The 12,258-nt window shown below is 58.0% G+C and carries 12 protein-coding genes and 2 tRNA genes; 10 read left to right on the top strand and 4 right to left on the bottom strand.

The genetic code is table 11. The features are described 5' to 3' along the window. The first annotated feature begins 150 nt into the window (after positions 1-150). The 4 genes from Q8R10_RS20505 (at position 151) to Q8R10_RS20490 (ending at position 3,791) form a co-directional block, all read left to right on the top strand. On the top strand, positions 151-720 hold the full coding sequence (locus Q8R10_RS20505) for a GNAT family N-acetyltransferase (RefSeq protein WP_305655944.1): 570 nt from the start codon (positions 151-153) through the stop codon (positions 718-720). Between the two features lie 40 nt (positions 721-760). Further along, on the top strand, positions 761-1,468 hold the full coding sequence (locus Q8R10_RS20500) for an AzlC family ABC transporter permease (protein WP_305655943.1): 708 nt from the start codon (positions 761-763) through the stop codon (positions 1,466-1,468). Beyond that, positions 1,468-1,797, top strand: coding sequence for an AzlD domain-containing protein (locus tag Q8R10_RS20495; RefSeq protein WP_305655942.1), 330 nt, complete (start codon positions 1,468-1,470; stop codon positions 1,795-1,797). Before Q8R10_RS20500 ends, Q8R10_RS20495 begins: the two co-directional genes overlap by 1 nt. 119 nt (positions 1,798-1,916) lie before the next feature. Then, positions 1,917-3,791, top strand: coding sequence for an MFS transporter (locus Q8R10_RS20490; protein ID WP_305655941.1), 1,875 nt, complete (start codon positions 1,917-1,919; stop codon positions 3,789-3,791). 52 nt (positions 3,792-3,843) lie between these two features. Here Q8R10_RS20490 and sugE read toward each other — a convergent pair whose 3' ends face one another. Both sugE and rdgC read right to left on the bottom strand, forming a co-directional pair. Next, entirely contained in the window at positions 3,844-4,158 is a 315-nt protein-coding gene (gene sugE, locus Q8R10_RS20485; protein WP_305655940.1) for a quaternary ammonium compound efflux SMR transporter SugE, read from the bottom strand. Positions 4,159-4,370: 212 nt separating this feature from the next. Next, positions 4,371-5,291 (bottom strand): recombination-associated protein RdgC, encoded by a 921-nt coding sequence (gene rdgC / locus Q8R10_RS20480; protein ID WP_305655939.1) that lies wholly within the window; start codon positions 5,289-5,291, stop codon positions 4,371-4,373. Positions 5,292-5,451: 160 nt separating this feature from the next. Between rdgC and Q8R10_RS20475 the strand changes: the two genes are divergently transcribed. From Q8R10_RS20475 to Q8R10_RS20450, 6 genes are all read left to right on the top strand, one after another. Next, a tRNA-Val gene (locus Q8R10_RS20475) sits at positions 5,452-5,527 on the top strand. A gap of 18 nt (positions 5,528-5,545) precedes the next feature. Next, positions 5,546-5,622 (top strand) — tRNA-Asp (locus Q8R10_RS20470). Between the two features lie 221 nt (positions 5,623-5,843). Then, a complete protein-coding gene (locus Q8R10_RS20465; protein WP_305655938.1) occupies positions 5,844-6,545 on the top strand; it encodes an FKBP-type peptidyl-prolyl cis-trans isomerase in 702 nt (233 codons plus the stop codon). A 541-nt stretch (positions 6,546-7,086) separates the two neighbouring features. Then, positions 7,087-7,419: a helix-turn-helix domain-containing protein gene (locus Q8R10_RS20460; protein WP_305655937.1), complete on the top strand. Its 333-nt coding sequence runs from the start codon at positions 7,087-7,089 to the stop codon at positions 7,417-7,419. Then, positions 7,416-7,781, top strand: coding sequence for a hypothetical protein (locus Q8R10_RS20455; protein WP_305655936.1), 366 nt, complete (start codon positions 7,416-7,418; stop codon positions 7,779-7,781). Before Q8R10_RS20460 ends, Q8R10_RS20455 begins: the two co-directional genes overlap by 4 nt. Further along, on the top strand, positions 7,782-8,249 hold the full coding sequence (locus Q8R10_RS20450) for a sel1 repeat family protein (protein WP_305655935.1): 468 nt from the start codon (positions 7,782-7,784) through the stop codon (positions 8,247-8,249). Here Q8R10_RS20450 and Q8R10_RS20445 read toward each other — a convergent pair. Then, complete coding sequence (locus Q8R10_RS20445) at positions 8,216-10,006, bottom strand: bifunctional diguanylate cyclase/phosphodiesterase (RefSeq protein ID WP_305655934.1); 1,791 nt, start codon at positions 10,004-10,006, stop codon at positions 8,216-8,218. The genes Q8R10_RS20450 and Q8R10_RS20445 overlap by 34 nt on opposite strands. Positions 10,007-10,094: 88 nt before the next feature. Beyond that, entirely contained in the window at positions 10,095-12,176 is a 2,082-nt protein-coding gene (locus Q8R10_RS20440; RefSeq protein ID WP_305655933.1) for a carboxy terminal-processing peptidase, read from the bottom strand. Between the last annotated feature and the right edge of the window lie 82 nt (positions 12,177-12,258).

The following is a 12,258-nucleotide window of genomic DNA, read 5'->3' as shown; positions in this document are numbered from 1 at the left end:
AATCAGTTGGTTAATTGTGCCCAAGTCTCGCACGTCAGCCGCCGTCCGTCAGGGGCGACCAAGGTCGCATGCCTTGAGTCACCTGCCTGGCCCTGTTAGCGTGGCCGCCCGCGGCGATTCTGGCCGCAGTTGATATAACGGAGTTTGGCGATGTTGCTACTACAGCCAACCACCTTGCAGCGCGGTGCTTTGCGGCTTGCTCCGCTACATGAAGCCGATATTGCCGAGTTGTTGTCCTTGGCCGAAGCCAACCGTGAACAACTGACTTATATGAATGGTCCGTTGCGCCCCGACTGGTATCGCCAGGCGTTGCTCGAGCAGCGTGAACTGCGGGCGCTGGTGTTCAGTGTGCGGCTGGGCGATAGCCTGGTGGGTACCACGCGTTTTGCAGGCTTCAATCCGCTGCTGCCGGCAGCGGAAATCGGCTGGACCTGGCTCGATCAGGCGCAGCATGCGAGCGGCCTGAACAGCATGATCAAATACTTGATGCTGCGGCATGCCTTCGAAGAATGGCAGCTGGTGCGCGTGCAGTTGCAAACCGCGCAGAGCAACCTGCGCTCACAACGGGCCATCGAGAAACTCGGCGCCCAGCCTGAGGGTTTGCTGCGTAACCATCGGCGCCTGGCCGACGGACGTTTGGATGCGAGCCTGCTGTACAGCATTACCGACCAAGACTGGCCGCAGGTCAAACAACAGCTGCAAGCGCGCTTCGGTGCTTGAAGTGGCCGGAATAAAGCCGCGCGGCGTTCAAGGAAAGCCTATGTCCCGTCAATCCGAGTTTCTGCAAGCCGCCCGCGACATGTTGCCCTTGCTGGTCGGGGCCATGCCGTTTGGCATTATTTTCGGCGCGTTGGCCGCCAGTGCCGGCTTGTCGGCGGGGCAAACCCTGGGCATGTCGCTGCTGGTGTTTGCCGGTTCCGCGCAATTTATCGTGATTTCCCTGCTCGGCACCGGTGCGGGCGCGGCGGTGTTGTTGCTCACCACCTTGGTGGTCAACCTGCGTCACGCCCTCTATAGCGCCACCTTGCAGCCGTTTGTGCGGCACTTGCCGGCGCGCTGGCGAGTGCCTTTGGCGTTTTGGCTGACCGACGAAGCCTTCGCGGTGGTGCAACACCGTTATGCGCAGGCCGACAGCTCGCCGTACAAACATTGGTATTTTTTCGGTGCGGCGCTGGCGATGTACCTGAACTGGCAGCTGTGCACCTTGATTGGCGTGCTGTTTGGCCAATCGGTACCGGACCTGGCCACCTGGGGGTTGGATTTCGCCATGCTGGCGACCTTTATCGGCGTGGTGGTGCCGATGCTGCGCAATCGCCCGCAAGTGGCGGCCGCGCTGGTGGCTGGGGCTGTGGCGCTGGCCTGTCATGGCTTGCCTTACAAGCTGGGTTTGTTGGCGGCGGCCGCCAGTGGGATTGCCGTGGGTTTGCTGCTGGAACGCCATGCCGCTTGGGCGCAGGAGCTTGCCTGATGTCGAGCTGGAACCTGATTCTGGCCATGGCGGCGATCACCTTCGCGATCCGCTATAGCCTGTTTGCCTTCCCGCATTTGCGCTTCCCCTTGCTGGTGCGTCAAGGCCTGCATTACGTGCCGAGCGCGGTACTGAGCGCGATTGTCATCCCCGGGATGTTTATGCCGGATGGCCAACATTTTGATTTGGCGCTGGATAACGCCTATCTGCTTGCCGGATTGGCGACCATCCTGATTGCGGCCTTGACCCGGCATTTGCTGGCCACCATCGGTGGCGGTCTGCTGATATTTTTTCTGTTGCGCGGGCTGTTGGGGCAATTACCCTTGTAACTGAGGCCGACTTTGTCGCAATAACCGGACAAAATCGGCCAAGACTGTGGCTTTTGCCCCAAGGGATGCGATCCAATAACTGACGGCCAGCTTGGTCTTAAAACAGGTATCAAGGGACTATGACCACTCACTCGCAATTCGCCCTGTTGGGTAAGAAACGCTTCTTGCCGTTTTTCCTCACGCAGCTGTGCGGCGCGTTTAACGACAATATTTTCAAGCAGTCGTTGATTCTCGCCATCCTTTATAAACTCAGCTTGAGCGCCGACCGGGCCTTGCTGGTCAATCTGTGTGCCTTGCTGTTTATTCTGCCGTTTTTGCTGTTTTCCGCCCTCGGCGGCCAGTTTGGCGAGAAGTTCGCCAAGGACGCCTTGATCCGTGCGATCAAGCTGGCCGAGATCGTCATCATGCTGGTGGGCGCCAGCGGCTTTTTGCTGAATAACTTGCCGCTGATGTTTATCGCGCTGTTTGCCATGGGTACCCATTCGGCGATTTTTGGCCCGGTGAAGTACTCGATTCTGCCGCAAGCCCTGCACGACGATGAGCTGGTGGGTGGCAATGGCCTGGTGGAGATGGGCACCTTCTTGGCCATCCTGGCCGGCACCATCGGCGCCGGCATCATGCTGTCGAGCAGCCATTACGCTAACTGGGTGGCAGTCGCGATTGTGTTGGTGGCCTGCGTCGGTTACCTGGCCAGTCGCGGTATTCCACGGGCCCATGCGGCGTTGCCAGAGCTGAAACTGGACTGGAATATCTTCCGCCAGTCGTGGGCAATCATGCGTCTGGGTTTGCAACAGCAGACGCCATCGGTGTCGCGCTCGTTGGTGGGGAATTCGTGGTTCTGGTTTCTCGGTGCGGTCTATCTGACCCAGATCCCGGCTTACGCCAAAGAGTTGCTGCATGGCGACGAGGGCGTGGTGACGCTGATTCTGGCGGTGTTCTCGGTGGGCATCGCCACCGGTTCGATGCTCTGCGAGCGGCTGTCGGGCGGCAAGGTGGAGATCGGTCTGGTGCCCTTTGGTTCCTTGGGCCTGACGGTGTTCGGCATCTTGCTCTGGTGGCATTCCGGCGGCTTTATTCAGGGCGCTGAACCCCATAGCTGGTTGGCGGTACTGAGTGAGCCGCAGGCCTGGCTGATTCTCGGCGACATCTTCGGCATAGGTTTGTTTGGTGGTTTTTACATAGTGCCGCTGTATGCGTTGATCCAGGCGCGCACCGCCGAGCACGAGCGGGCGCGGGTAATCGCGGCGAATAACATCCTCAACTCGTTGTTTATGGTGGTCTCGGCGCTGGTTTCCATCCTGTTTCTCAGCGTCGCCGGTTTCTCCATCCCGGAGTTGTTCCTGGTGGTGTCGCTGATGAACATCGCGGTGAACAGCTACATCTTCAAGATAGTTCCCGAGTTCAGCATGAGGTTCATGATCTGGCTGCTCAGCCACTCCATGTACCGGGTGGAGCACCGCGGGCTGGCGCAGATTCCCGATGAGGGCGCGGCGCTGTTGGTCTGCAATCATGTGTCCTTTGTCGATGCCTTGCTGATCGGCGGGGCGGTGCGGCGGCCGATCCGCTTTGTCATGTATTACAAGATCTACAACCTGCCGGTGCTGAACTTTATCTTCCGCACCGCCGGCACTGTGCCGATTGCCGGGCGCAACGAAGACCTGCTGATCTACGACGCTGCGTTCAAGAAAATTGCCGAGTATTTGCAGGCCGGCGAGTTGGTCTGCCTGTTCCCCGAGGGCAAGCTGACCACCGATGGCGAGCTGAATGAGTTCAAGTCGGGAGTCGAGCGGGTGCTGGCGGAAAACCCGGTGCCGGTGATTCCCATGGCGCTGCAAGGTTTGTGGGGCAGTTTCTTCAGCCGCGACCCGGGCAAGGGTCTGTTTCGCCGGCTGTGGTCGCGGGTGACCCTGGTCGCCGGCCAGCCGTTGGCGGCCAACACCGACCGGCAAACGCTGCAGGCCGAAGTGGGCGCCTTGCGCGGCGCGATTCGCTAATCAGGCCTGTCTGCACAAACCGGTCGAATAACCGGCTTGTGCAGAATTTTGCTCAGTGGCTGAGCTTTAGTCCGAGCAAGCCACAGACGATCAGCGCAACGCTGAGCAGACGAATCAGTGCCATGGACTCGCCAAACAGCAAGATCCCGGCGATCACCGTGCCCACAGCTCCAATCCCGGTCCAGACCGCATAGGCCGTGCCCAGCGGTAATTCCTTCATCGCCAGGCCTAGCAAACCGAGGCTGATCAGCATCGCTGCGACCGTTAGGGCGGTGGGTAGCGGGCGGGTAAAACCCTCGGTGTATTTCAGGCCGACGGCCCAGCAGACTTCAAACAGACCGGCGAAAAACAGAATTATCCAAGCCATGATGACCTCCAGTGCAGCTTTAAGACTGGGGTCGTCCCCGGATGATGAGCCAGTGAGGGGCAAGGTCGTCCTTGCGCTGTGCGTTATTTTGCACATATACAGGCGCAGGGCAAGCTGCGCGGGCGAATGCGCAGTGTTGCTCTGTATCGGGATTTTTCAGGGGCTAGCTATATAAGCCGGCGCTGCCTAGTTGGCGGCGCCGGCGGGCGGGCTTAAATGCCCTGCGGGATCTCTTCGCCGCCGAGGGCTTCGAACAGCTGCGGCAAGAACTCGCCGAAGGTCAGCATCATCAGGGTGAAGCTGGCGTCCTGCTGGCCCAGTGCATCGTCGCCGCCATCTTGCTCGGCCTGGTCTTGCAGCAGGTCTTCAAAGCGCAGGCGCTTGATGATGGTCTTGTCGTCCAGCACGAAAGACAGTTTGTCCTGCCAGGCCAGCGATAATTGGGTGACCTGCTTGCCGGCGCTGAGGTGCAACTGAATCTCTTCGCTGGTCAGGTCCTGGCGTTTGCAGCGAATGATGCCGCCGTCTTCCTGGGTGTCGCGTAGTTCGCATTCGTCGAGCACGGTGAAGTGGTCGGCGGCCTTCTGGGTCTTGACCCATTCGGTCAGGGTCGCGGTCGGTGCGACTTTGACAGTCAGTGGCCGCACTGGCAGCGAGCCGATGGCTTCGCGCAGGGTCGAGAGCAGGTCTTCGGCGCGTTTCGGGCTGGCGGCGTTGACCAAGATCAGACCGAGCTTCGGTGCGATGGCCGCGAAGGTGGCCGAGCGGCGGATAAAGGCGCGGGGCAAGAAGGCCTGGATGATGTCGTCTTTCAGCTGGTCGCGCTCCTTCTTATAGACCTTGCGCATTTGCTCGGCTTCGATCTCCTCGACCTTCTCCTTTAAGGCATCGCGCACCACGCTGCCGGGCAGGATGCGGTCTTCTTTACGGGCGGCAATCAACATGAAGTCCTGGCTGACGTGAACCAGGGGCGCGTCTTCACCTTTGCCGAACGGTGCGATAAAGCCATAAGTGCTCAGTTCTTGGCTGGCGCAGGGGCGGGCGGGCTTGGCGGCCAGTGCAGTTTCCAGTGCTTGCGCATCGAAGGGCAGATCTTGGGTGAGGCGATAGACGAGCAGGTTACGAAACCACATGACGGGTGCATCTCCATTTAGTGCAAAGCGGGCATTATTCCCTCCTCGGCCGTCGTTGGCTAATAGCGCGCTAAGTCTTTGCTGCATCGATTAAATTTTTTAACTTAAGGCTTGCCAGAATTAAATAAGCAGCCTAGAATGCGCGCACTTCGAAAGTGAAGGGTGATTAGCTCAGCTGGGAGAGCAGCTGCCTTACAAGCAGCGGGTCGGCGGTTCGATCCCGTCATCACCCACCATTACTTTTGGTGTTACGCGCAGCGGTAGTTCAGTCGGTTAGAATACCGGCCTGTCACGCCGGGGGTCGCGGGTTCGAGTCCCGTCCGCTGCGCCATTTTTTATCTTCGCTTCAAATCGTTACGTCTGTTACTACCTCGCAACACCTCTTGTATCGCGATAAATTCTAAATTCAAAACAAAATTCAAAAAAATTCTAAGTCTCTGAACTATTCAGCATTTTTTCGTTCTGATGGCCGGTAGCCAGTGATAAAGGTCGCCTGTTAAGCTCGCGCCTTCAATTTGCTTTGCCCATCTAGCGCACGAACAAGGAATCCACATGAAACAATTAGCGACGGTAGCTCTGTTAGGTCTAGTTCTCGCAGGCTGCGACTCGCAGACTAAAGTTGAGCTGACTACCCCTGCGCAGAAAGCCTCTTACGGCATCGGCCTGAACATGGGCAAAAGCCTGGCTCAGGAAGGCATGGATGATTTGGATTCAAAAGCTGTTGCCCAAGGCATCGAAGACGCTATCGGCAAGAAAGAGCAAAAACTGAAAGACGAAGAGCTGGTTGAAGCCTTTGCTGCTTTGCAAAAACGTGCCGAAGCGCGCGTGACTGCCATGAATGAAGAAGCTGGCAAGGCTGGCAAGAAGTTCCTCGAAGACAACGCCAAGCGTGAAGGCGTGATCACCACCACTTCCGGTCTGCAATATGAAGTGGTGACCAAAGCCGAAGGCGCACAGCCAAAAGCCACTGACGTGGTGAGCGTTCACTACGAAGGCCGCCTGACTGACGGTAAAGTGTTCGACAGCTCGATCAAGCGCGGCAGCCCGATTGACTTGCCAGTTAGCGGTGTGATCCCTGGTTGGGTTGAAGCTCTGCAACTGATGCACGTTGGCGAGAAAGTTAAGTTGTACATTCCAAGCGAGCTGGCCTACGGCGCACAGAGCCCAAGCCCAGAAATTCCAGCTAACTCGGTGCTGGTATTTGACCTGGAATTGCTCTCGATCAAAGACCCTGCGGCACAAGCTTCTAAGTAAGCTTTTTGCTGACAACACAACGCCCCGCCCTTGCGGGGCGTTGTGCGTTGTGGCGGTTAGAAAAGTAGTTTTTACCTTGACAGTGCTGCGCTTGTCCGGCTTCAAGAGGTGTAAGTGTTACGCTTATGCACAATCACTGGGGCGCTCTGCAGAGTTTCTGTCAAAACCCTGACTTGATTTTTTTGGCTTTTTAACTTATTGATTTTGTTGATTTTTTTATTCTGTCTAAAAAATGTCCGATCTATCTTAGGGCCCGGTGGCGCGGGCCTTTGCTGCTTGTCGAACAAATCCATCCACAAGGTTATCCACAGCTTTTGTGGGTAACCACAAGCAACCCGGTTAGCACGCAGGTTCCAGCTGTTTGTGAGCCTAATGGCGGCCTATCCGGATTGTTACCGTTGTGGGTTGGGCGACTAAACTGAGTTAGTTGCGCTCGGCTTGGCGCGCAGTTGCCCGCCACTGGCTGCAGTGCTCCTGTTAAGATGGCGACTGACAAGGAGAGTGCTGACGCAGTTAGCACTGCTTTCCATGGAGTCTTAAAATGAATGTGCAAATAATCAGCCGTGAGGGGGAGCCGGAATATGCGGTTCTGCCTTGGGCGCAATACCAAGCCCTGTTAAAAGCCGCTGGTTTGACCAGCAAAGCTGCGCCGCCAAGCGCCGCAGCAACGACGCCAGCACAACGCGCCGAACTCAGCCAAATGCGTGCCTTGCGTGAAGGTTTAAACCTTTCGCTTGAACAGCTCGCGCGCTCGGTGGGCATCAGTCCGCATTATCTTGAGCAAATCGAAAACGGCCAGCGTGAGGCCGGCGAACCGGTGTTACGGCCACTGGCACGGGCATTGGGAATTGCCGGCTGGAGCACCGAGTCGTGAGTGTCAGCATCAGTCGTCAGCATTGGCAGGCATTGTTGCTGGAGTTGGCCGGCGCCCAACGGCAACGCCATCTGCTGACCTATCGCGCGCTGATCGAGCGTTTGCAGTTGCCCACACCAGCCATGCAGACGCTGGCCGCCGCCCTTGAGCATCTGGCCGGGCTGGATGCGCGGGCGGACAGGCCCCTGCGCAGTGCGCTGGTGATCAGTCAGGGTGCCAGTCGCTTGCCACGCACGGGCTTCTTTGAATGTGTGAGTTTGCTGGAACGTTTCAGCGGTCCGGCGGATGGCGTCGCCGCAGCCTCGTGGCATGCGGCTGAAGTGGCGCGGGTGTTTGAGTTCAGCTACCCCGAGGAGCTGTAGATGTTTGGCTCTGTGCGTGCCCAGGTGGGTTATCGAGTGGCGCGGCGCTTGTTTCATTGGGCCTGGTTGGTTAAGCAGCCGCGTGCCTGGGACTGGATGCAGGGGCAGTTTGCGCGCATGGCCGCCCGTGGTGATGTCGACGTGCAAAGCTTTTATGGGCATTTACTGTTGTTTCGCGGTCAGGGCCTAAGCGCGCGGCAAGAAGGTTTGCGTTTATTGCAACTGGCCGCTACGGCCGGGGATGGTAAGGCGGCTTATCAGGTGGGTGTGGTCAGTTTGGCTGGCGATCTACAGCAGCCAGCCGATGCCGGTGTGGCCGCAGCTTGGTGGATCAAGGCTGCTGCTGTGGGCCATCCGTTGGCGGCGCGGCGCTTGGCTGGGTTATACGCGCAGGGCGGCGTTGGCTTGGCGGCTGATCCACAGCAGGCGACCCTCTACGAGGCGCGGGCGACCGAATTGGGACTCTGATCCAGCACAGTTTGCGTGTCCAAAATATGCAAGCTGTAGCCCGGTACCGCTTTGGCGTGATGCTTGGCCTGGGAGGCCATCTCCGCCAGCTGGCTGGCATCCAAATGCGCGCAGGCCTCTGGGCGCAAATGCACCACCCCCAACGACAACGACAGCAGTGGGAAGTCCTGCTGCTGGCCTTGTCGGTTGTTGCTGCTAAAACCTCCCGCTTGCAGGTGTTCGGGGCGATAGAAGCGTCGGCACTGGCCTTGAAAGTCTTCTTGCAGGCAATTGAGACGTTTGCGCCAGTCCTCGGAACCCAGTACCAGCAGAAAGTCATCACCGCCAATGTGCCCGACAAAATCACAGCTCGGGTCTATCCGCGCGCTTAAGCATTGCGCCAAACAGAGCAGCACCTCATCACCTTTGGCGTAGCCGTAGATATCGTTGAAGGGTTTGAAATTGTCGATATCGACATAGCAAATCATCGCTTCGCGGGCCTGCTGCAACAGGCGCGTGAGGCATTGCTGGATCGGCACATTGCCGGGCAGCAGGGTCAATGGATTGGCGTAGCGGGCTTGCTGAATTTTCAGCTCGGTGATCAGTTTCAGTACGTCGATGACCCGACCCAGGCCCAGGTACAAACCGTCCTGGGTGATGATGAAATCTTCCTCGATGCGTTGCCGGGCGCGACTGGTTAATAGTCGGCTGACTTGCTGCAACGACTGGTTCTGCTCAACCACTAAAAAGTCATCACTCATCAGCCGGCTGATGGGTTTACGGGCAAACAGGTCGGTGGCAAAGGGCTTTAGTAGGGCGCTGGCGAGTGAGTTGCGGTGCACTATGCCAATCGGTTGTTGCTGTTCATTGAGTACCGCTAATGAGTTTAAGTTGGCCTGCGCGCGGAACACTTCGAGCACTTGAGCGATCAGTGCATCGTCATTGACGGCCACCTGTCGGTTTAGCAGGGCACTGAGGTCGCAGGCGTCCTCGGTTAAATGCGCGGCGCTGGTATCAAGCTTGGGCAGCAGGGCGTGAATGTCGCTGCTGGGCTGATCCTGCGGGCGACTAAACAAATAACCCTGCAGCAAATCGACGCCCATGTCGGCGAGCACCGCCAGCTCTTCGGGCAACTCGATGCCTTCGGCAATCACCTGAGCCCGTGAGGCGCTGGCCATTTTCAGGATAGAACCGACAAACTCGCGTTTGACCGGATCGAGGTGAATGCCGTCGATAAAGTGCCGGTCAATTTTGACGTAGTCAGGGCGCAGTTCCGACCATAAACGCAAACTCGAATAACCAGCGCCAAGGTCGTCCAGAGCAATCGAAAAACCCATCGAGCGATAGTGATGCAGCGCCGTGTGCAGCAGGCTGAAGTCTTCGATGGGGGCTTGCTCGGTGAGTTCAATCACCACCTGACTCGGTGCTATGCCGTAGGTTTGCAGCAGTTGCAGGGTGCGACCCGGCTGATGCTCGGGCTCGAGCAAGGTCTCTGGGGAGATATTCAAAAACAACATGCCGGGCAGTTGCAGTTCGCTGAAACGCCGACAGGCGCTTTGCCGGCTGACCACTTCTAGCTCGCTCAGGCGAGCGTTTTGCCGGGCCACGGCAAACAGCGGAACGGGCGAATGCAACGGGCTGTTGGAGGGGCCGCGAGTCAGGGCTTCATAGCCCAGAATGCGCCGCTCAGACAGCGAGATAATAGGCTGGAACAGCGTGTGCAAATTGCGCTGAGCAAGGATCTGGGTCAAGGCGCTCAACTGTTCGATGGTGGTCATGATGGTCTCTGTCAGAAATGCAAAAGGCCGGTATCGCTACCGGCCTTTGTATTTCACGACAGTTTCGTGACGATCTGATGACTGGCGCTTACTGCTTGGCGACCGCCGGGCGCAAACCCAGGTAGTCGAGCAGAATCAGCCCGGTTTCGCTGAGGTAGGCATCATCCTCGGGCTTGGTCTTGGGCTCTTCCACCGGCGTTGCGTCTTCGTCGACTTTTTTCAGCTCCTTCAATTGCTCCTCACCCTTGGCTTTACGCCGGGTGTTTTCCATCGCCAACTGCTTGCCTTCGATGTCGGCATGCTGCGCGCGGCGGGTGGTTTCGTTGAGACTGACGGTGGTTTCGTGCATCAGTTGTTGCGCCAGCGCCAGGCTGTCACGGGTAAACACGAAGTCTGGAGCCTTGGCGGTGCGGGCCTCGTGGCGGGATTTGAGTTCAGCCAGGAACGGCTTGAACGGATCCACCTCGGGCTTGATCGCCGGGCGGATGCTGTCCCACGGCATGGCGGCGGGCAGGGCGCTTTCGCCAATTTGCTTGGTGTCGACAATGGCCGGGTATTCGATATCCGGCAGCACGCCTTGGTGCTGGGTGCTTTGCCCAGAGACGCGATAGAACTTGGCCAAGGTCAGTTTCAGCTCGCCATGATTGAGTGGCTGAATGGTTTGCACCGTGCCTTTGCCGAAGGTTTGCCCGCCGATAATCAGTGCGCGGTGGTAGTCCTGCATGGCGCCGGCAAAGATTTCCGAGGCCGAGGCCGAAAGCCGATTGACCAACACTGCCAGCGGCCCACTGTAGAAAATGCCGGGGTTTTCATCGGCCAGTACATCGACCCGGCCGTCGCTGTTGCGCACCAGTACGGTGGGGCCTTGGTCGATAAACAGGCCGGTCAGTTCGGTGGCTTCTTGTAACGAGCCGCCGCCGTTATTGCGCAGGTCGAGCACCACGCCGTCGACTTTCTCTTCTTGCAGCTCGGTCAACAGACGCTTCACGTCACGGGTGGTGCTGGTGTACTCGGGGTCACCGGCACGGAAGGCTTTAAAGTCGAGATAAAAGGCCGGCAGTTCAATCACGCCCAGCTTGTAATCGCGGCCTTCGTGCTGCAATTTCAGCACGGATTTTTTCGCCGCTTGCTCTTCCAGTTTCACCGCTTCACGGGTGATGGCCACCACCTTGGTGGTTTGATCGCTCGGCGCGTTGCTGGCGGGAATAACGTCCAGGCGTACGACTGAACCTTTGGGTCCGCGGATCAGCTTGACCACTTCATCGAGGCGCCAGCCGATTACATCGACCATCTCGCCATTGCCCTGGGCGACGCCCACAATCTTGTCCGCCGGAACGATTTGCTTGCTCTTGTCGGCAGGGCCGGCTGGCACCAGGCGCACGACCTTGACGTAGTCGTTGTCGTTTTGCAGCACGGCGCCTATGCCTTCCAGCGACAGGCTCATATTGATATCGAACGCCTCGGCGTTATCCGGCGACAGGTAGCTGGTATGCGGGTCGTAGGTCTCGGCAAAGGCGTTCATATAGGCCTGGAAAATGTCTTCGCCACGGGTTTGCTTGAGCCGCGAGACCTGATTTTTGTAGCGTTTGACCAACAGTTCTTGAATGGCCTTTGGCTCTTTGCCGGCGATCTTCAGGCGCAACACTTCATCTTTCAGGCGCTTGCGCCAGAGCTCATCCAGCTCTGCGCTGTTTTTGGCCCAGGGGGATTTTTCCCGGTCAATCAGCAGGCTTTCATCGACGTTAAAGTCCAGCTTGTCGGTGCCTTGCTCAAGTTGCGCGAGGGCAAAATCCAGGCGTTCTTTGAGACGATCAAGGTGGCGTTTGTAGATGGCAAAGCCTGGATCGAGGTCGCCGCCCTTGAGCAGTTCATCGAACTGGCTGCCCCACTGGTCGAATTCGGCAATGTCGGCGGCGGTGAAATAGCTGCGCGAGGGGTCGAGCAGCTTGAGATAGCCCTGGTAAATCTTGATCGAACGCTCGTCATTCAAGGGTGGCTTGTTGTAATGGTGGCGTTTAAGCAACTCGACCATATTCAAACTGGCGATCACTTGCTCGCGCTCAGGCTGCAGCGTATCCCAACTGTTCTGTGGGCTAACGGCTGCCAGCAGCGGCAACGGCGCTAGACTCAGCAGGAAGGCGAGGGCAGTGCCGGGAAGGAAATGCTTCATGCTGATTCGACTCGAAGGCAAGTGATGACGCATATTAGGTCGTCTTTGGCGGGCTCGGTTCCATTGGCAACCGGCTAAATAA

The organism is Pseudomonas sp., assembly GCF_030698175.1.
Classification (GTDB): Bacteria; Pseudomonadota; Gammaproteobacteria; order Pseudomonadales; family Pseudomonadaceae; genus Aquipseudomonas.
This window is presented reverse-complemented; position numbering and strand designations above follow the sequence as displayed.